Origin of the sequence: Amycolatopsis sp. NPDC059657, from assembly GCF_042734395.1 — a bacterium.
Classification (GTDB): Bacteria; Actinomycetota; Actinomycetes; order Mycobacteriales; family Pseudonocardiaceae; genus Amycolatopsis.
In genome coordinates this window covers 1-19,169 of record NZ_JBHWEB010000019.1, presented here as the reverse complement: position 1 = coordinate 19,169, position 19,169 = coordinate 1, and the positions used below count along the sequence as shown (strand labels likewise).

Sequence of the window (19,169 nt, the reverse complement as noted above, 5' to 3'; positions counted from 1 at the left end):
TGACGAAAGCCACATTGGGGGTTTTCTTGGACGGGTGTGCATACCGACTGGTTGGTCAGGTTTGTTACCAGGCGGTAGGGTACTGGACCATGCGGAAGAACATCGTCATCACGGGCGCGAGTTCGGGGCTGGGCGAGGGGATGGCCAGGCTGTACGCCGCGCAGGGCCGCAACCTGGCGCTCTGCGCGCGACGGACCGATCGGCTCGACGCGCTCGCCGAGGAGCTCAAGCCGGCCACCGTGGTCACCCGCGGGCTCGACGTGAACGACCACGACGACGTCTTCGCCGCGTTCAAGGAGTTCCGCGACCGGCTGGGCGGGCTGGACCGGGTGATCGTCAACGCCGGGATCGGGAAGGGCCAGCCGGTCGGCACCGGCCGGTTCGACGCCAACAAGCAGACGCTGGAGACCAACTTCGTCTCCGCGCTCGCCCAGTGCGAAGCGGCGCTGGAGATCTTCCGTGAGCAGAACTTCGGACATCTCGTCGTGGTGTCGTCCTTCGCGAAGCTCCGAGGGATGGCCGGGAACACCACCGCGTACGCCGCCTCGAAGGCCGGACTGTCCTCGCTCGCCGACGGCATCCGCATCGACCTGGCGCGCACGCCGATCAAGGTCACCTCGCTGATGCCCGGCTTCATCGAGTCGGGGATGAACGTGCGCGACGGCAGGAACCCGCTGGTCGCCAAGGCGGAAACCGGGGCGAAGGCGCTGGTCAAGGCCATCGAGACGGAAAAGGCGAAGGCGTACGTGCCGACCTTCCCGTGGGCGCCGCTCAGTCTCGTCTTCCGGGTGCTGCCCGACGCCGTGCTGGGGAAGCTCGTATGAGCGACAAGACCGTCGCCGTCCGCGCCGAGGACGCTTTCGACGTCGATGCCGTGCACGGCTGGCTCAAGTCCCGTGTGGACGGACTCGACGGCACGCCCGAGGTACGCCAATTCCCGGGCGGTGCCTCGAATCTGACCTATCTGCTGTCCTATCCGGACCGCGACCTGATCCTGCGGCGGCCACCGTCCGGGCACAAGGCGGCGTCCGCGCACGACATGCGCCGCGAGTACCGCGTCCAAAAAGGACTCAAGCCGGTTTTCCCTTATGTCCCTGAGGTCAAGGCCTTCTGCGACGATCCCGAGATCATCGGCGGCGACTTCTACGTCATGGACCGCCTCGACGGGCTGATCCTCCGGCGTGAGCTGCCGGACGGATTCCGGCTCGACGAGGGTGCCGCGCGGGCGTTGAGCGGCAAGGTCGTGGACCGGCTCGTCGACCTGCACAGCGTCGACATCGAGGCCGCCGGGCTCGCCGACCTCGGCAAGGGGACCGGTTATGTCGAACGCCAGGTCCGCGGCTGGTCCGAGCGCCTGCGCAGGTCGCGTACCGAGAACGTCCCCGAGTTCACCGAGGTCATGGCCTGGCTCGCCGAGAACCAGCCGGGCGAGGTCAAGATCTGCCTGATCCACAACGACTACCGCCTCGACAACCTGATCCTCGACGACGAGCTGGCCATCATCGGCGTGCTCGACTGGGAGATGGCGACGCTCGGCGATCCGCTGATGGAACTCGGCAGCACGCTCGCGTACTGGGTACAGGCCGATGACGACGACGGCATGAAGGCCAGCCGCCGCCAGCCGACCGACCTGCCCGGCATGTACACGCGACAGGAGTTCGTCGAGCACTACGCGCGGCGCACCGGGCTCGACATCGGCGACTGGCGGTTCTACGAGGTGTACGGCCTGTTCCGGCTCGCCGTCGTCATCCAGCAGATCTACTACCGCTTCCACAACGGGGACACGCACAATCCCCGCTTCAAGGACTACTGGCAGTTCGTCGGCTACCTCGACTGGCGCTGCCGCGAGATCATCAGCAAGGGAAGTGCGTGAATGGGCGCGATCTACCTGGTCCGGCACGGGCAGGCCTCGTTCGGTGCCGCCGACTACGACCAGCTGTCCGAACGCGGCTTCGAGCAGTCCATTGTGGTCGGAGCCGAGCTCAAGCGGCGCGGTGTCGAGTTCGCGCAGGCGCGGTCCGGGTCGCTGGCCCGCCAGCGTGACACGGCCGCGACCGCGCTCAAAGAGCTCGGCGTGAAGGTCGTCGAAGACCCGCGCTGGAACGAGTACGACCACGTCGAGATCGCGCGTTATCACGCGGGCGGGGTCGAGCAGGGCGACGACTCCCGCGCCTACCAGAAGGCGCTCGACGTCGCGCTGACCGCGTGGTGCGACGCGGGCGAATCCGGCCCGTGCCTGGAAACCTGGCCCGCGTTCCTGTCCAGGGTCACCACCGCGGTGCACGAGCTCGCCGGCGCGCTCGGCAAGGGCGAGAACGCCGTCGTCTTCACCTCCGGCGGCGTGATCGCGACGGTCTGTGGCGCACTGATGGGCACGCCTGCCGCCGGGCTGGTGAAGCTGAACCGCGTCACGGTGAACGGGGGGATCACCAAGCTGATTTCCGGTCGCGGCGGTGTCACACTGCTGTCGTTCAACGAGCACCCGCACTTCGAGGCGGAGAACGCGGGCATGCTCACGTATCGCTAGGAGGCCTGATGCGGTTCGGCGAGGTCAAGGTCATCCCGGTCGGCGGGCACGGGCCGGAGGACGTCGTGGTCGACGCCGAGGGCCAGGTCTATACGGGCCTCGCGGACGGCCGGATACTCCGGCTGAGTCCCGACGGCTCGCGTATCGAGAAGATCGCGCACACCGGCGGCCGCCCGCTCGGCCTCGAACTGCACGGCGACGACGAGCTGCTGGTCTGCGACGCGAACCTCGGCCTGCTGACCGTCGGCATCAACGGCGGCAAGGTGACCACGCTCGCCACCGAGGCGGCCGGGCTCAAGCTGGTGTTCTGCAACAACGCCGCCGTCGCGCAGGACGGCACCATCTACTTCACCGACTCCTCGCGCCGCTTCCCGATCACGCACTGGCGCGACGACCTCATCGAGCAGACCGCGGGCGGGCGGCTGCTGCGCCGGGACACCGACGGCACGATCGACCTGGTCGCCGACGGCCTCCAATTCGCCAACGGGGTCGCGCTGCCGCCGGACGAGTCGTTCGTCGCGGTCGCCGAGACCGGCTCGTTCAAGGTCACCAGGGTGTGGCTGACCGGTGACAAGGCCGGCACGGTCGACACGCTGCTCGACGACCTGCCCGGGTTCCCCGACAACATCTCGACCGGCAGCGACGGCTTGATCTGGGTCACCCAGGCGAGCCCGAAGGTGCCCGCGCTCGACGTCGTCCGCAAGCTCCCGACGCCGCTGCGCTCGCTGGTCCGCTCGCTGCCGCCCGGCCTGCAACCGGCGCCGAAACGCGAGGTCGGCGTGCTCGGTGTGGCCGCGGACGGGACGGTCGAACGCGAGCTCAGGGGCGAGATCGAGGGCTGGCACATGCTCACCGGGGTCCGCGAGCACGCGGGCAAGCTCTATTTCGGCAGCTTGGACGAGCCGGCGATAGCCATGACCAGCGTGTAGGTGCCGCTACCCCCTAGGGGTATCATCGGCGGGGTGGCGAGTGAACAGATCGAACTGGTTGTCGGCGGGATGACCTGCGCGTCGTGCGCGGCCAGGATCGAGAAGAAGCTCAACAAGCTCGAAGGCGTGTCCGCGACGGTCAACTACGCGACCGAGAAGGCCATCGCCTCGGTGCCGCGCGGCACCGACCCGGTGCTGCTGATCGGCACCGTCGAGAAGGCGGGCTACACCGCCGCGCTCGAGCGGCCCGACGACGAGATCTCCGAGCACGTGCTCGGGACCCGCCTGCTGGTCTCGGCGCAGCTCGCCTGGCCGGTGCTCGTGCTGGCCATGGTGCCCGCGCTGCAGTTCCCGTACTGGCAGTGGGCGTCGCTGCTGCTTGCCACGCCGGTGGTGCTGTGGGGCGCGTGGCCGTTCCACAAGGCCGCCGTCAAGAACGCGCTGCACGGCACGTCCACAATGGACACGCTGGTCTCGATGGGCACGCTCGCCGCGTACGGCTGGACGCTCTACGCCCTGTTCTTCGGTCAAGCGGGCGCCATCGGCATGACCCATGGGTTTTCGCTCTCCGCCGGTGGCAGTGATGCGATCTACCTCGAAGTCGCCGCGGGCGTGACCACGTTCCTGCTCGCCGGGCGCTACTTCGAGGCGCGGGCCAAGCGCCGCGCCGGGTCGGCGTTGCGTGAGCTGCTTTCTTTGGGTGCCAAGGATGTCGCGGTCCTGCGTGACGGCGAAGAACACCGCGTCCCGATCGCCGAACTCGTCGTCGGCACCGAGTTCGTCGTGCGCCCCGGCGAGAAGATCGCCACCGACGGCGTGATCGTGCGCGGGATGTCCAGTGTGGACACGAGCATGGTCACCGGCGAGTCCGTGCCGGTCGAGGTCGGCGAGGCCGACCCGGTCATCGGCGGCACGGTCAACCTCGGCGGCAGGCTCGTGGTCCGCGCGGCCAAGGTCGGCGCCGACACCCAGCTCGCGCAGATGGCCAAGCTGGTCGAGCAGGCGCAGACCGGGAAAGCCGAGGTCCAGCGGCTGGCGGACCGGGTTTCGGCGGTGTTCGTCCCGGTCGTGCTCGCGCTGTCACTGCTGACGCTCGGCGGCTGGCTGGCGTTCGGCGACGGCATCGAGCCCGCGTTCGTCGCGGCCGTCGCCGTGCTGATCATCGCCTGCCCGTGCGCGCTCGGCCTCGCGACGCCGACGGCACTGCTGGTCGGCACCGGCCGTGGCGCCCAGCTCGGCATCCTCATCAAGGGCCCGCAGGTACTCGAATCGACCCGCCGCATCGACACGGTCGTACTCGACAAGACGGGCACCGTGACCACCGGCAAGATGGCGCTGCACGACGTCCACACCGCGGACGGCACCGACCCCGCCGAGCTGCTGAGGCTCGCCGGAACGGTCGAGCACGCCTCGGAACACCCGGTGGCACAAGCGATCGCGGCAGGCGCGCGCGAGAAGTTCGGCACACTCGACGAGCCGTCGGGCTTCACCGCACTCGAAGGACTAGGCGCGCGCGGCGTCGTCGACGGACTCGAAGTCGTCGTCGGCCGCCCGCAGCTGTTCGACGAGATCACCCCCGAGCTGGCCGATCTGCGTGCCCGCGCGGAGGCCGACGGGCACACTGCGGTGCTGGCAGGCTGGAACGGCCGCGCGTACGGCGTCCTCGCGGTCGGCGACACGGTCAAGCCCTCCGCCGCCGACGCCGTCCGCGAATTCCACGCACTCGGCCTGCATCCGGTGCTGCTGATGGGCGACAACGAGACGGTCGCGCGTGCTGTCGCCGCCGAGGTCGGCATCGACGAGGTCATCGCGGGCGTCCTCCCGCAGGGCAAGGTCGACGTGATCAAGCGGCTGCAGGCCGACGGCCACGTGGTCGCGATGGTCGGCGACGGTGTCAACGACGCGCCCGCGCTGGCCACCGCCGACCTCGGCATCGCCATGGGCGCCGGCACGGACGTCGCCATCCATGCCGGTGACCTGACGGTCGTCCGCAGCGACCTGGGCGCGGTCGCGGACGCGATCCGCTTGTCCCGCAGCACTTTCCGCACGATCAGGGCCAACCTCGGCTGGGCCTTCGGCTACAACGTCGCCGCGCTGCCGCTGGCCGCGCTCGGCCTGCTGAACCCGATGATCGCGGGCGCCGCGATGGCGTTGTCCTCGGTGTTCGTGGTGACGAACTCCTTGCGCCTCAAGCGCTTCCGCTAGCTCGAACCGGAACCGAGGTACACGGTCGCGCTCGCCGTCTGCCCCGCGGAATCCTGCACGGTGTAGGTGAACCAGTCCGACGTCACCCACGGCCCGGCCGGGGTGTAGACGAACGTGCCGCTCCCGAACTTGACCGTGCCGCTGTGCGCCGGACCGCCGCCGATCACCACGAGTCCGTCGCCGGTGTCGTTGGCCAGCACGTTCCCGGTGACGGTCGTGCCGCTCAGTTCGAACGAGTCGTCCTTGGCCACCGGCGCGGGCGGCAGGGGAACCGGTACGACCCGGCGGATCCGGTTGTTCGCGGCGTCGGCGATGTGCACGGCACCCGCCGGATCGGCCGCGACCGCCTGGATCCCGTTCAGCGCCGCGTCACGAGCCGGGCCGTTGTCGCCGGAGAACCCGGCCGTCCCGTTACCGGCGATCGTGCGGATCCGGCCGTCGGCCGCCACCTGCCGGACCCGGTTGTTGCCGGTGTCGGCGATGTAGAGAGTGCCGGACCTGTCGACCGTCACGCCGGTCGGGCCGTTCAGCTTGGCCTGGGTGGCCGGGCCGAAATCGCCGGAGAAGCCCACAGTGCCGTCGCCCGCCACCGTGGTCATGGTTCCGCCGGCGACCTTACGCACACGCATCGCCTGGAAGTCGGCGATGTAGAGCGTGCCTGCGGAGTCGAGCGCGACCGCGGCGGGGTTCGCCAGGCAGGTGGTGGTCGCCGGTCCGTTGCCGCAGTAGCCGAAAGTCCCGGTTCCGGCGACGGGGGTGACCGTGCCGCCCGGCGTCACCTTCACCACGCGATGGCCCGCCCATTCGGCGGCGTAGAGGTTCCCGGCCGCGTCGGCCGCGAGCCCACGCGGGCCGTTGAGGGTGGCGACCGTAGTGATGACCCCGGCGGTGTCGATCTTCCTGACCCGGTTGTCACTGCCAGAGAAGTACACGGTGCCCGCGGCGTCGGCGGTGACGGCCAGCGGGTAGTCGATCTTCGCCAAGGTCGCGCGCCCGCCGTCGCCGGAAGTGCCGCGTTCGCCGGTGCCCGCGAGTACGGTGATCATCCCGTCGGTGCCGACCTTGCGGATGAAGTTGTGCGCAGAATCGGCGATGTACTGGTTCCCGGCGCCGTCGAACGCCACACCCCACGGCGTGTTGATCGGTGCCGCGGTGGCCTGCCCCGCGCTGTCCGTACCGTGGACGCCGGTGCCCGCGAACGTGATGATCCGGCCGGTCTGGATGTCGACCCGGCGGACCCGATAGGTCTCGGTGTCGCCGAAGTAGAAGTACCGTCCGCCCGGCTCCACCGCGATGGCCTCGATCCGGAGGCCGATGGCCGCGTCCGTCGCCGGGCCGTTGTCGCCGCTGTAGCCGTCGGAGCCGTTGCCCGCGACCGTGGTGATCACGTGGCTGGCGCGGTCGACACGGCGGATGCGGAGGTTGTACTGGTCGATGAAGTAGAGGTTGCCCGCGTCGTCGAGTGAGACGTCGAACGGACCGCTCAGCATGGCGCTCGTGGCCGGTCCGCCGTCACCCGAGAACCCGAGCTTGCCATTGCCCGCGACCGTCGAGATGTTCCCCCAGGTGTCGATCATGCGGATGCGGTCGCCCGAGGCGGCGATGAAGACGTTGCCGGAGTGGTCGATCGCGAGGCCGAACGGTGAGCCGAGCGACGATGCGGTGGCGGGTCCGCCGTCACCAGGGGAATTGACGCCGCCACCCGCGATGGTCCTGACGATCCCGGCCGCGTCGACCTTGCGGACCCGGGAGTTCAGTACGTCGGCGATGTAGAGGTTGTCGGCGTCGTCCAGCGCGAGGTCCCAGATGCCGTGAAACTTGGCGCTGGTGGCCGGTCCGCCGTCCCCGGAGAACCCGGAGGACGCCGGATCGCCTGCCACGACACTGACCGCGCCCTGCGGGGTGATCTTGTGCACGGAGTTGTCGTCCGCGCTGTAGATGTCGCCGTTGGACGCGACCGCCAGGTCGAGTCCGCCACAGTTGCCGCACACCGTGGTGAGCACGCCTGCCGCGTCGATCTTCATGAGCCGTGCCGGCGTGTAGTACTCGGAGAAGTACTTGTTGCCTGCCCGGTCGACCGCGACCCCGCGCGGCTTGCGGATCTTGGCGCGGGCCGTCGGCGGCGCGTCCGTGTTCAGTGTGGTGCCGTCGCCCGCGACGGTGGTGATGGTGCCTGCCGCCTGATCGGCGCTCGCGGCCGGGATGGCCACGCAGAGTGCGGCCGCGGTCGCGGCCACGACGGTCAACGTCCTCAACATGGGCACAAGAAATCACAGCGACGACGCGTCGCGGCGGGATTGTGCCGATGGTGCAGACAAGTGGTCCCGATGGGGCAGCCGGTCAGAGCCAGCCCGCGTCGCGGGCGATGCGGATCGCGTCGATGCGGTTGCGGGCACCGAGTTTGCCGATGCCGTTGGACAGGTAGTTGCGCACTGTGCCGTGGGACAGGATGAGTTTCGCCGCGACCTCTTCGAGTGAGGAGCCGGTGGCGACCTCGCGCAGTACGCTGACTTCCCGTTCGGTCAACGGGTTCTCGCCGCGTTCCAGTGCCGCCGCGACCAGCTCTGGCGTGATCGCCCAGCCGCCGCCGTAGACCTTGCGGATGGCCGCGGCGAGATCGCCGACGGGTGCGTCTTTGATCAGGAAGCCGCGCACGGACGCCTCCAGCGCGCGGCGGAGGTTGCCGGGGTTTCCCAGTGCGGTCAACATGATCGTGCGGCAGTCGGGGAGCGCGCCGGTGATCTGCTCGGCGGCGCTGAGGCCGTCGAGGCCGGGCAGTTCGATGTCGAGCACCGCGACGTCGGGGGTGGACCGCTGTGCCGCGGCGAGGATCTCGTCGCCGCGCGACACCTCGGCGACCACCTCGATGTCGTCCTCCAGCGAGAGCATCGCCACGAGTGCGCCGCGCACGAGGTTCATGTCCTCGGCGAGCAGTACCTTGATCACTTGTTCTCCTTCACCCCGGTGATGTCGCGCAGGTTCGCCGCCGATGCCTCGGCGAGTTCGACGAGTCTGGTGATCTCACGGGCCGCCGCGGCCGGATCGCGGTCCAGCTCGGCCTGGGCCTGCTCGCCGAGGTCGACGATCTTGGCCATGTCGCGGCCCAGCGCGCCCTCGACCTGCCGCAGCACCTGGTTCCTGGTGCGCACGCGCAGCGACTCGGCCAGCTCGGGCACGGCGTCGCGCAGATGCTTGGTGTAGGCGATGACCCTGGCGAAGACGTACAGCTGACCGCCCAGGATGAGCACCAGCGCCGGGTCTTTCCACGAAGCCGGCGGTTTGTCGTAGGGAATGCTCGCCACCACCACGGCGCCGAACGTGATCAGCGACCACGGCGCGCGCAGCGTGAACAGCAGCGCCGACGCGAACAGGATCGGGCCGACGCGCGCGCCGAGCCCGATCGCGGGCAGCTGCAGGGCCGTCAGGACGCCCATCGCGACGAGCATCCAGATCGGGGACCGGTCGCGGTCGTAGGTCATCCGGAACATCGCCAGTTCGAGCGCGACCTGTGTGGACAGCAGGACCATGCCCACCGCGGCCTGCACCGGCGGCAGCAGCTGGAAGTTCTTGAGCACGAACGGCAGCTGGATGGACAGCAGCAGCGCGAAGGCGGCCGCTTCGAGCACGCGCAGGCGGAGGGTGAGACCGAGCCGGTTCATCGGGCAGGCACCTCGACCACGAGGCGGAACCCGCTGCCGGTGGTGACCTTGCTGCGCCCGCCGACCACCGCGACCCGCTCGACCAGCGCGTTCAGGCTGCCTGGCGCGCCGGCGTCGTTGACCAGCTCCAGCCGGTACGCGCTGCGCTCGCCGGTCACCGTGATCGTGCACTCGCGCGGTGCGCTGCCTGCGAGGCCTTCGCGGACCGCCCAGGCCAGCACGTTGTCGACGACGGGATCCAGGTTCGCGCCGACCCGGATGTCGGTGCGGCACCGGCCGCCCGCGAGCGCCAGCCGCCTGCCCGCTTCGGCCGTCTCGGCGGTCAGCGACAGCGGGCGCCCGGCGGTGGAGAGCTCGTCGAGGTCGGCACGCGACAGCCGCGCCATCGTGGTCAGCTCGGTCAGCAGCCTGGTCGACAGCTCCGGGTCGGTCGCCGCGACCGCCGCGGCCATCCTGCCTTTGGCGGCGATCGCGCCGAGGCCCTCCGCGAGCACGTCGTGTGCCTGCCTGGCGGCGGCGAGGCGCTCACCCGTGCTGGCGAGCTCGGCCAGTTCGGCGCGCACCGCGCCGACGTCACGGATGAGCACGGGAAGCCTCGCGAAGAGGTACGTGGCGAGCGTGAGCGAGAGCAGGCCTGGCACCGCGAACGGTCCCCAAGGCGCGATCCGGTCGACCACCGCCAGCGCGCCGATGACCACGCCGAACAGCACGCCGCCCCAAGGCTGGCGCACCGAGACGAGCAATGCGCCGGTCAGAAAGCCCAGCACGCTCGGCCATGGCCCGGCGGGGATGAACGTGGCCGCGCCCAGTAGCGCCTGCGCGGGAAGCGTGAGTGGCAGGAACCGGTGCGCACCGGTCACATGGCGTAAATGCAGCGCGCCGGAGCACACGGTCAGTGCGAGCCCGAGCCACATCTGCCGCGCGCTCGTCGAGTTGACGGCGGCGACGAAAGCGAAGTTGGCGAACAGCACCACGGGACCGAATCGGGCGAGCCGGTCGGCCGTGATCTCCCGCATTTTCGCACTTTCTTTCCCGCCGGTGTCTGTACTCAGATCGTCCACGGCGGGTTCGGTGCGGCGGTAGTGTCGAATGTCAATCAGAATGCGTGAACCCCCGATCCTCCACCGGGAAATGCAGCTGCCGCAGGTGCGTGCCCTGCGACATGGTGAGCCGGACCACCTGATCGGTGGCCGTCAGCTCGATCGCGCAGGCCCCGCCGGTCCGTCCGGAGAGGACTTCGTTCACCCAGGTGTGCAACTCGGCCGTCAGGTCCTTGCGCAAGGAGTTCGGCACGTCGGCCACGTCGGTCCGGCAGCCGATGCCGGCGGCCGCGAACAGGTCGGCGGCCGCCGCGACCTCGCCCGCGAAGGACGTCTCGCGATAGCCGCGCGCGATTCGCCGCACCTCGGCGCCGGTTTGACGGGCGATCGCCACGACCTTCTTGATCTCGAGCGCGGCGGCCGACGGGTCGTGCGCGGCGAGGATCCGCGCCTGCTCGGTGCCCGCGGTGATCGCCGCCAGGTGCCCGCTGAGCGCGCTTTCGACGTCGTTCGTGAGCCTGCCGCGCTCGCTGTCGACGGCGAACGCGATCAGTTCGGTGCGTGACTCGTCGAGCTCGCGGGCGACCCGCAGCGCCTGCGCACAGGTAAAGGAAGCCGCCGGTGACGAAGGTGGTCGCCGGGCCGTCCCACCAGATCTCGCCGAACGGCACGGAGAGCGCCACGACCGCGCCGAACCCGGCTCGTGCCCACTGTGGACTGGCGGTCAGCAGCACCGCACAGCCGAGGAAACCGGGGCCGCTCACCGCGTTCCAGCCGGGCACCAGCAGCTCGGCCACGCTCAGCACGGCCAGCGCCGCCGGGGTGCCGAGCGTCGGCGTCCGTCCATTGCGGACGGTCAAGAGCAGGTTCAGCACCAGCCCGGCTTCGGCCGCGAGAATGACCAGAGCCGTGACGATCCAGCTGGACGCGATGACCGCCGTGTCCAGTGCGGGTCGTGCCACGGTCGCGGCGACGACCACGAGCAGCGCGAGCTGGAAGCGCTGGGCGACGCTCATGACGGCAGCCGGACGATGAGCGTGAACAGGCCATCGTCGGCCAGGTGGACTTCGCAGGTGCCGTGGACGGCTTTCGCGCGCTCGGTCAGCCCGACCAGCCCGGAGCCCGCGCCGTCTCGGGCGGCCGAACCCGTGTGGTTGGTCATCTCCAGCCGATGCCAGTTGCCGTCGTGCGTGAGTGAGACGGTGCAACGGCCTTCGGCACCATGGCGCAGGATGTTGGTGACGCCCTCGCGCACTGCCCAGGCGAGCACGTTTTCGAGTGCGGGATCGAGGTCCTCCGGCAGGTGGATGTCGGTCCGGCAGTCACGTCCGGCCGCGACCAGCAGTGATTGGCCGGACTCGACCTCGGCGCTGAGCGAGCGCGGCTGGGTGCCCCGCGCGACCCGGTGCGCGTCCTCCTCGGCGACCCTGGCGGCCTCGGCGAGTTCGCTGACCTCGGCCGCCGCGCGCTTGTCTCCCTTGTCGAGCAGCAGCGCGGCGAAGTCGCCCTTCAGCGCGACGGTGGTCAGGCCCCGGCCGAGCAGGTCGTGGACGTCGCGGCTGATCCGCAACCGCTCGCCGGTGACTTCGAGCCTGGCCAGTTCGGCGCGCGCGGCCCGCGACATCGCGAAGATCGCGGGCGTCCGCGCGATCGCGTACGACCCGGCGCCGACGGCGATCGTCTCCAGCAACACGGGCACCGGCTCGCCGGTGACCCAGTGGATCAGCACGGCCTGCGCGGCGATGGCCGCGCTGAACCCCAGTCCGCCCCACGGTTCGTCGAGCAGCAGCAGGAACGCCGCGGCCAGGAACCCGGCGAGCTGAGCCGAGTGCGCGCCCAGTACGGGCGGCAGGAAGGTGAGCACGGTCTGCGCGGCGAGCGACCAGTACGCGTGCGGCGGCGGGTCGGCGCGGACGTGCCGCACATGCAGCGGCAGCGCGGCCAGTCCGGCGGCGAGCAGCGTGATCGCCGCGCCGGTGCCGGGGGTGCCCAGCACACCGATGGCCAGGAACGTGAGGAAGGCGAGCGGGGGCGCGGATCTGACGAGCCGCTCCACCGGCAGCTCAGGAACACGCAGCACTTGCCGCATCCGACCCCCAGGCGCGTCACGAGGTGTCCGACACTAGCGCTTTCCGGGATGACGTTTGTCAATCACAGCCGATGTTGTTGCCCACTGGTACACCGACGCGTGAATTTTCAATAATGAACCCGTGGTCATGGGGGCTACGCGACGGCGAGATCCGGGAGGAATCATGCGTCGGAGTTCGATCGGCTCAGCCTGAATCCGGCGGGGTCCTTGGCGTTCGGACTTACTGGGGGTGAGTCCGGCCCGCCAAGGGCCCCGGCGCTGTCCGGTACGCTCCGTGACCATGTCGACACTCGCGGAACCCTCGATTTCGGTCACCCGCGGGTGGATCGCCCGGCTGTCACTGGCCAATCTCGGGTTCTGGGTCGCCGTGCTCACGCCGATCCAGGTGCTGTTGCCGACGCAGATCGAGCGGCTCGACCCGGCAGGCAAGGAAACCCAGCTGGCGATCGTGACCGCCTGCGCCGCCATCGTGTCGATCATCGTGGCCCCGATCGCGGGCGCGTTGTCCGACCGGACACTCTCGCGATGGGGCCGCCGGAGACCGTGGATCGCGGGTGGGGTCGTCCTGTGCGCACTGTCGCTGGTGGCGCTGCCGTTCGCGGCAGGCGTCGCGATGGTGGCGGTGTGCTGGTCGCTCGCGCAGGCCGGGCAGAACGCGCTCTTCGCCGGCATGAGCGCGACCGTGCCCGACCAGGTCCCGGTCCGCCAGCGCGGGATCGTCTCCGCTTTCGTCGGCCTGCCCGCACCGCTCGGCCTGGTGTTCGGCGTCTTCCTGGTGACCGCCGTGGTGCCAGGACTGACCGGCGGCTATCTCGTGGTCGCGCTGGCGCTCGTGCTGCTCACCGGGCCGTTCCTGCTCGGCACCTCGGACGACCGGCTCGTTCCGGCCGAGCGCCCGGTGTTCACGTTCCGCTCGTTCTGGATCAGCCCTCGCCGTCACCCCGACTTCGCGTGGGCGGCGATCTCCCGGCTGGCCATCCAGCTCGCGAACTCGATCGCGACGCTGTACCTGCTCTATTTCCTGCGCGACGTGGTCCGCCTCGCCGACCCCGGCGGCGGCGTGTTCGTGCTGACGCTGCTGTACACCGGTGGCATCCTGCTGACCAGCGTGGTGGCGGGCAAGCTGTCCGACCGCAGCGGCAAACGCAAGATCTTCGTCGTGGTCTCGTCGGTGGTCATCGCGGCCGCGATGCTGATTCTCGCCGTCTGGCATACGTTTCCGGCGGCGATGACCGCTGCTTTCGTGCTGGGCCTCGGTTACGGCGTGTACGTCGCCATCGACAACGCGCTGATCACCCAGGTGCTGCCCGGTGCCCGTGACCGCGCGAAGGACCTGGGTGTCATCAACATCGCCAACACCGCGCCGCAGGCGTTCGCCCCGCTGATCGCGGGCGGGGTGATCGCGTTTTCGGGCAGCTACACGGTTTTGTACCTGATCGCGGGCGCGGTCGCGTTGATCGGGGCACTGCTCGTCCGCCCGATCAAGGGCGTCGCCTGAGTCAGCGTCCCGTCCATTGTGGACTACGGCCTGCCGACCACGCGGCGTAGAACTCCTTGTGGTCCTTGGCTGTCATCAGCAGTGCCTGGGTGATGGCCTCGAGTTCGATCGAGCTGCCGAGGTCCATGTCCAGCTCGCGGGTGAGCAGGACCTTGGTGGTCGAGTAGGCGAGCGCTGGGCCGTCGGCGAGGCGGCGGGCGAGCGCGGCCGCGGTGGCGGGGAGGTCCTCGTCGTCGACGACCTGGGTGGCGAGGCCGATCGCCTCCGCGCGCTCGGCGGGCAGTTTGTCTCCCAGCATCAGCAGTTCGGTCGCGCGGCCGAGGCCGACCAGTCGCGGCAGCAGGTAGGCCGAGCCCATGTCCGCGCCCGCGAGGCCGACCTTCGTGAACAGGAACGCGAACTTCGCCGAGCGGGCGAGCAGGCGGAAATCGCTGGCCAGCGCGATGACCGAGCCCGCGCCCGCGGCGACGCCGTTGACGGCCGCGATCACCGGCAGCGGGCACTCGCGCAGCGCCTTGACGACCGCGCCGGTCATCCGCGTGAACTCCAGCAGCTCGGCGGTCTCCATCTTCTGCAGCTCGCCGATGATCTCTTCGACGTCGCCGCCGGAACAGAAGCCGCGGCCCTCACCGGTCAGCACGAGCACGCGCACGTCGTCGCGGTGCGGCAACTCGGCCAGCAGATCGCGCAGGTCGGCGTAGACGTCGAAGGTCAGCGCGTTGAGCTTCTCCGGCCGGTTGAGCGTGACGGTGGCGACGCCGTCGGCCACCTCGAAATCGAAATGCGCCCAGTTCTCGGTGATCTTCGCGGACGCGCGGAACGGGCTCACTTCTGGATTCCTCCTCCGTCGAGGACAAGGGTCTGTCCGTTGATCGCGGCCGCTTCGTCCGCGGCCAGGAACGCCACCGCGAAGGCGACCTCCCCTGGTTCGAGCAACCGGCCGAGCGGGGAGGCGGCGGCCAGCGCGGCCTCCGCGTCGGCCTCGGCGCGACCGGTGGTTTCGGTGATCCGCGAGATCGAGCGCGCGGTCATGTCGGTGCGCACGAACGCCGGGCACACCGCGTTGGCCGTGACACCGGTGCCGGCGACCTCGGCCGCGACCGCGCGCATCAGCCCGACCGCGGCGTGCTTCGACGCCGTGTAGCCGGCCGTGTAGCGGTATCCGGCATGCGAAGCCGTCGACGCGACGGTGATGATCCGGCCCCTGCCGCGCTCTCGCATGCCCGCCAGCACCGCGCGGGTGCAGAGAAAGGCGCCGGTGGCGTTGACGTCGATCTGGGCGTGCCAGTCGGCGAGCTTCGTCTTGGCGAGCGGGGCGCTGGCGGAGATCCCGGCGTTGTTGACCAGCACGTCGACCGGGCCGAGTCCGGCGAAGAACTCGCGGACCGCGGTCTCGTCGGTGACGTCGCAGTCCTTGCGTCCCGGCGCGATGACCTCGTCGCCCGCGTCGCGGAACCGGTCCGCGATCGCCGCGCCGATGCCCCTGGTGCCGCCGGTGACGACGACGAGCCGGGTCATGGCCGGGTCCGGAGCGCGCGGCGGTCGAGCTTGCCGTTGGCGGTACGGGGGAGTTCGGGCACGAAGCACACCTCTCGCGGGTATTTGTGGGCCGCGAGGTGTTCTCGCGCGTAGTTCTGCAGCTCGATCTCGGTGAGCGTGGCGTTGTCTTTGACGACTATGTAAGCGCGCGAGAGCACGAGCCCGTCCTTCTCGTGGCCGACGACCGCGCAGTCGACGACCTCGGGATGCCCGAGCAGGCAGTCCTCGATCTCGCCTGGTGCCACGAACACTCCGCCGACCTTGAGCAGGTCGTCGGCGCGGCCGTGATGCGTGAAAAAGCCCGTTTCGTCCCGGCTGAAGAGATCACCGCTGCGCAGGGTGTCACCGTGGAAGGTGCGCTTGGACTTTTCGGCGTCGCCCCGGTATTCGCGGGCGATGGTCGGGCCGGTGACCTCCAGCGCGCCGATCTCACCGTCGGGCAGTTCCTGGTCGAGTTCGTCGATGACCCTGACCTGGTAACCGGGAACGGCCTGGCCGAGACTGCCGCGCCGCGTCTGGCCCGGCCGGTTCGACAGGTAGATGTGGTACGCCTCCGACGAGCCGATCCCGTCGACGACCTCGACCCCGAAAGTGGTGTCCCACTTGCGATGCAGCTCCGACGGGAGTGCTTCGCCCGCCGAGGTGCACAGTCTGAGCGAGCTCAAGTCCTGGTTGGCGGCGTCCGGATGCGCGACCATCGCGCTCATCATGGTCGGCACGTTCACCAGCACGGTCGGCCGGTGCCGCGCGATCAACTCGAACATCAGGTCCGCCGTCGACCGCTGCGGGAACGGGATTCCGGCCGCGCCGACCCCGAACGGGAACAACGCGACGAGATCGCGGGCATAGCCGAAGAACAGCTTCGGCACGGCCAGCACCCGGTCGTCCTCGCGGAGGCCGAGCACGCCCTGTGCGTACAGCTCGAAGCTCTTCAGCGGGCTGCCGATCGGGTGGGTGCAGGCCTTGGGTGAGCCGGTGCTGCCGGTGGTGAACTTCCAGATCACGATGTCGTCAGGCCCGCGAGGCACGGCCTCCAGCTCGGGCGAAGCCTGCGCCACGAGTGTCTCAAAAGGACTCTCGCCTTCGCGCAGTTCTTCTTCGGAGACGCCGCGCACGAGCAAGTTCGTAGCGCCCGCCTCACGGAGTGCGGGCAGCGTGACGGCGTCCGCGACCACGAGCTTCGCCTCGGTGTAGCCCAGGTAGTAGGCGTAGTCCTTGGGCTGCAGGAACGGATAGACCTCGGCGGTCACCGCGCCGATCTTCTGCGCGGCATACCAGGTCGCGACGAACTCGACGCCGTCGCTGAGCGCCAGCAGCACCATATGTCCACTTCGGACACCCAGTTCGGTGAGCGTGTTGCCGATGCGGTTGGTCAGTGCCGCGAGTTCGGTGTAGCTGGTCTCGCCGTCGTCGGTGAGCAGCGCGGGGTTGGCGCCACGGCCTTCGGAAACGTTGCGGTCGACGAAGAAGGAAGCAAGGTTCACGCGTACTCCCGGATCGTCTCGACCAGCATGTCCGTGAGGATTTCGAAGGTCTCTTCGCCTTCGCCCGGCGTGGCTTCGGCCGGTGCGCCGCAATACGCCTGGTGCATGCCCATCGACTGGAAGTCGTTGCGGCCTTCGCGCATCGCTGTCGGCATGTCGACAGGCAGATAGGGGAGTGTGCGCATGACTTCGGCGTCGACCAATTCGGGGCGGTCGGCCAGCACGAGCGAGGTTTCGTAGCGCCCCGCGTGGCATTCCCCGGTCCGGAACTCCTCGGTGAGCCGCTGCGCGTTCCGTCGCCTGATCAGGTCGAGATAGCCGATTTTCTTGCCGTGTAAGGACTCCACCGTCTCGACGACTCGCCGCAGTGTCGCGACGTGTGCGGGCTCGAAGTGGTTGTTGACGATGACCACCCGCGGCAGGCCTTGCTCGATCAGCGCGGTGCAGACGTCGACGACCAGCGCGTGCAAGGTTTCCTCGCCGACGTGGACGCCACCCGCGAACCCGGCGGCGAACTTGGTCACCCCATAGGGAAGCGCGGGCAGGACGAGGACTCGGATGCTCGGATCATCGGCCAGCCTGGCCGCCGCCCTGACGCACATTCCGTGCGAGATGAGCGGGTCCGTGCCGAGTGGAGCGTGCGGGCCGTGCGGCTCGATCGCGCCGACCGGGAGCAGCAGCACTGGCACGCGCGCGCCTTCGCGGATCGCCGCCACCTGGGGTGAAGTGAGATCCGCGAAGTTCGTCACAGATTTAACCTACATGGCAGCGGGGTCATGTGTATAGAGTTGCCGCATGGACGATGGGTTCTCACCGCAAGAGCTGGTGATGACGCTGCTCGGCAGCCACGTCCAGCCCCGTGAGACCCGCCGCGTCTGGTCGGGCGGGCTCGTCCTCCTGCTCGCCGAGCTGGGCTTTTCCGACGGCGCGGCCCGTATCGCGCTCGCCCGCCTCGCCCACCGTGACCTGCTCGCCAGGCACAAGGAGGGCAGGCACGTGCACTACTCGCTGACACGGCGCACGCTCGCCGTGCTCGAGGACGGCGACCGCCGCATCTTCTCCCTCGGTCGCGCCGAGCGCCCGGCGGGCGACTGGACGGTGCTCTGGCAGAGCATCCCGGAGACCCGCCGCCGCGCCCGTGAACGGCTCGTCCGCCGCCTGCGCTTCCTCGGCTTCGGGTCCCTTCAGGACGGCACCTGGCTCGCCCCGTTCGACCGCGAGGCCGAAGTGCTGGCGTTGCTGGCCGAGCTGGACGTGACCGAGCACGCCGGGCTGATGCTCGGCAGGCCGTCGGCCGCGCTGGACCTGCGTGCCTTCGTCACCAGGGCGTGGGACCTCGACGAACTCGCCCGCCGCTACCAGAAGTTCGTCACCGAGTTCGGCTCGGCGGGCGAACCCGGCACCGACCGCGAGGCGTTCCGCCTGCGGACCCGGCTCGTGCACACCTTTCGTGAGTTCCCCGCACTCGACCCGGAACTACCCGGCGAGCTCGCCGGAGTCCCGGGGAAACGAGCGGCCGCGGTCGCTCTGTTCCATGATCTGTACGCGACGCTCGCACCCGCGGCGCAGCGCCACTTCGATGAGGTGACCCGAGTATGACCAGCACAGATACCCAGGCGGCGCTGAGCTACACGTCCTACCTGGCGCTCGACGACCTGCTAGCCGCGCAGCACCCGCGCTCCGACGAGCACGACGAACTGCTGTTCATCGTGATCCATCAGGTCTACGAGCTGTGGTTCAAGCAGATCCTGCACGAGGTGCTGCACCTGCAGGAGTGCCTGGAGGCCGGCCGGACCCCGCACGCCATCCGCACGCTGCGCCGGGTGCTGACGATCCTCAAGGTGGTCGTCAAGCAGATCGACGTGCTGGAGACCATGACTCCCAGCCAGTTCAACAGCTTCCGCGCCAGGCTCGACGCGTCCAGCGGCTTCCAGTCCGCCCAGTTCCGTGAGCTGGAGGCCGTGCTCGGGCGCCGGGACGAGCGCGTGTTCGCGCACTACCCCGAGGGCGGTGAGGCCCGCGCCCGCATCGCCGCCGCGATGTCGAGGCCCTCGCTGTACGACTCCTACATCACCTACCTGTCGACCCAGGGATACAAGGTCCCGGACGGCCGCGACGTCAGCCTGCCCGCCGAGCCCTCGCCCGAGATGCAGGAGGTCCTGCTCGAGGTCTACCGCGACGACAAGGGCGCCTCGGTGG

The 19,169-nt window shown here is 69.6% G+C and carries 20 protein-coding genes; 10 read left to right on the top strand and 10 right to left on the bottom strand.

What is annotated here, in order from left to right; genetic code table 11:
- The first annotated feature begins 89 nt into the window (after window positions 1–89).
- The 5 genes from ACFV15_RS13020 (at window position 90) to ACFV15_RS13000 (ending at window position 5,661) form a co-directional block, all read left to right on the top strand.
- Window positions 90–824, top strand: a complete 735-nt coding sequence (locus ACFV15_RS13020; protein ID WP_378350417.1) for an SDR family oxidoreductase — start codon at window positions 90–92, stop codon at window positions 822–824.
- Window positions 821–1,873, top strand: a complete 1,053-nt coding sequence (locus ACFV15_RS13015) for a phosphotransferase family protein (protein WP_378350416.1) — start codon at window positions 821–823, stop codon at window positions 1,871–1,873. Before ACFV15_RS13020 ends, ACFV15_RS13015 begins: the two co-directional genes overlap by 4 nt.
- Window positions 1,874–2,527 carry a histidine phosphatase family protein gene (locus tag ACFV15_RS13010; RefSeq protein ID WP_378350415.1) on the top strand — a complete coding sequence of 218 codons (654 nt, stop codon included), beginning with the start codon at window positions 1,874–1,876 and terminating at the stop codon, window positions 2,525–2,527.
- 8 nt (window positions 2,528–2,535) lie between these two features.
- Window positions 2,536–3,456, top strand: a complete 921-nt coding sequence (locus ACFV15_RS13005; RefSeq protein ID WP_378350414.1) for an SMP-30/gluconolactonase/LRE family protein — start codon at window positions 2,536–2,538, stop codon at window positions 3,454–3,456.
- Window positions 3,457–3,525: 69 nt separating this feature from the next.
- Window positions 3,526–5,661, top strand: coding sequence for a heavy metal translocating P-type ATPase (locus ACFV15_RS13000; protein ID WP_378350524.1), 2,136 nt, complete (start codon window positions 3,526–3,528; stop codon window positions 5,659–5,661).
- On the opposite strand, the gene ACFV15_RS12995 is transcribed toward ACFV15_RS13000, so the two are convergent.
- The 5 genes from ACFV15_RS12995 to ACFV15_RS12975 form a co-directional block, all read right to left on the bottom strand.
- A complete protein-coding gene (locus ACFV15_RS12995; RefSeq protein WP_378350413.1) occupies window positions 5,658–7,919 on the bottom strand; it encodes an Ig-like domain-containing protein in 2,262 nt (753 codons plus the stop codon). The two genes, ACFV15_RS13000 and ACFV15_RS12995, sit on opposite strands and share 4 nt — an antisense overlap.
- An 82-nt stretch (window positions 7,920–8,001) precedes the next feature.
- Complete coding sequence (locus ACFV15_RS12990; RefSeq protein ID WP_378350412.1) at window positions 8,002–8,607, bottom strand: DNA-binding response regulator; 606 nt, start codon at window positions 8,605–8,607, stop codon at window positions 8,002–8,004.
- Window positions 8,604–9,320 carry a hypothetical protein gene (locus ACFV15_RS12985; protein WP_378350411.1) on the bottom strand — a complete coding sequence of 239 codons (717 nt, stop codon included), beginning with the start codon at window positions 9,318–9,320 and terminating at the stop codon, window positions 8,604–8,606. Before ACFV15_RS12985 ends, ACFV15_RS12990 begins: the two co-directional genes overlap by 4 nt.
- Window positions 9,317–10,336 carry a sensor histidine kinase gene (locus tag ACFV15_RS12980; RefSeq protein WP_378350410.1) on the bottom strand — a complete coding sequence of 340 codons (1,020 nt, stop codon included), beginning with the start codon at window positions 10,334–10,336 and terminating at the stop codon, window positions 9,317–9,319. Before ACFV15_RS12980 ends, ACFV15_RS12985 begins: the two co-directional genes overlap by 4 nt.
- Before the next feature lie 76 nt (window positions 10,337–10,412).
- The gene (locus tag ACFV15_RS12975; RefSeq protein ID WP_378350409.1) at window positions 10,413–10,754 is read right to left on the bottom strand and encodes a hypothetical protein; all 342 of its coding nucleotides are present in this window, start codon (window positions 10,752–10,754) and stop codon (window positions 10,413–10,415) included.
- On the opposite strand from ACFV15_RS12975, the gene ACFV15_RS12970 reads away from it, so the two are divergent.
- Window positions 10,737–10,925, top strand: a complete 189-nt coding sequence (locus ACFV15_RS12970) for a hypothetical protein (protein ID WP_378350408.1) — start codon at window positions 10,737–10,739, stop codon at window positions 10,923–10,925. The genes ACFV15_RS12975 and ACFV15_RS12970 overlap by 18 nt on opposite strands.
- A gap of 56 nt (window positions 10,926–10,981) precedes the next feature.
- Window positions 10,982–11,395: a hypothetical protein gene (locus ACFV15_RS12965; RefSeq protein ID WP_378350407.1), complete on the top strand. Its 414-nt coding sequence runs from the start codon at window positions 10,982–10,984 to the stop codon at window positions 11,393–11,395.
- Here the strand turns inward: ACFV15_RS12965 and ACFV15_RS12960 are convergent.
- Entirely contained in the window at window positions 11,373–12,440 is a 1,068-nt protein-coding gene (locus ACFV15_RS12960; RefSeq protein WP_378350406.1) for a sensor histidine kinase, read from the bottom strand. The genes ACFV15_RS12965 and ACFV15_RS12960 overlap by 23 nt on opposite strands.
- A gap of 289 nt (window positions 12,441–12,729) precedes the next feature.
- On the opposite strand from ACFV15_RS12960, the gene ACFV15_RS12955 reads away from it, so the two are divergent.
- A complete protein-coding gene (locus tag ACFV15_RS12955; RefSeq protein WP_378350405.1) occupies window positions 12,730–13,947 on the top strand; it encodes an MFS transporter in 1,218 nt (405 codons plus the stop codon).
- Between the two features lies 1 nt (window position 13,948).
- Here ACFV15_RS12955 and ACFV15_RS12950 read toward each other — a convergent pair whose 3' ends face one another.
- The 4 genes from ACFV15_RS12950 to ACFV15_RS12935 are packed head-to-tail and all read right to left on the bottom strand — an operon-like array spanning window position 13,949 to window position 17,719.
- Window positions 13,949–14,776 (bottom strand): enoyl-CoA hydratase family protein, encoded by an 828-nt coding sequence (locus ACFV15_RS12950; protein ID WP_378350404.1) that lies wholly within the window; start codon window positions 14,774–14,776, stop codon window positions 13,949–13,951.
- Window positions 14,773–15,465: an SDR family NAD(P)-dependent oxidoreductase gene (locus tag ACFV15_RS12945; RefSeq protein WP_378350403.1), complete on the bottom strand. Its 693-nt coding sequence runs from the start codon at window positions 15,463–15,465 to the stop codon at window positions 14,773–14,775. Before ACFV15_RS12945 ends, ACFV15_RS12950 begins: the two co-directional genes overlap by 4 nt.
- A complete protein-coding gene (locus tag ACFV15_RS12940) occupies window positions 15,462–16,970 on the bottom strand; it encodes a benzoate-CoA ligase family protein (protein ID WP_378350402.1) in 1,509 nt (502 codons plus the stop codon). The genes ACFV15_RS12945 and ACFV15_RS12940 overlap by 4 nt, the downstream gene beginning before the upstream one ends.
- Window positions 16,967–17,719, bottom strand: a complete 753-nt coding sequence (locus ACFV15_RS12935; protein WP_378350401.1) for a creatininase family protein — start codon at window positions 17,717–17,719, stop codon at window positions 16,967–16,969. Before ACFV15_RS12935 ends, ACFV15_RS12940 begins: the two co-directional genes overlap by 4 nt.
- A gap of 46 nt (window positions 17,720–17,765) precedes the next feature.
- Here ACFV15_RS12935 and ACFV15_RS12930 point away from each other — a divergent pair, with 46 nt between their 5' ends.
- Window positions 17,766–18,569, top strand: coding sequence for a PaaX family transcriptional regulator C-terminal domain-containing protein (locus ACFV15_RS12930; protein ID WP_378350400.1), 804 nt, complete (start codon window positions 17,766–17,768; stop codon window positions 18,567–18,569).
- The coding region (locus tag ACFV15_RS12925) for a tryptophan 2,3-dioxygenase (protein ID WP_378350399.1) at window positions 18,566–19,169 on the top strand (604 nt) is incomplete at its 3' end. The genes ACFV15_RS12930 and ACFV15_RS12925, both read left to right, overlap by 4 nt.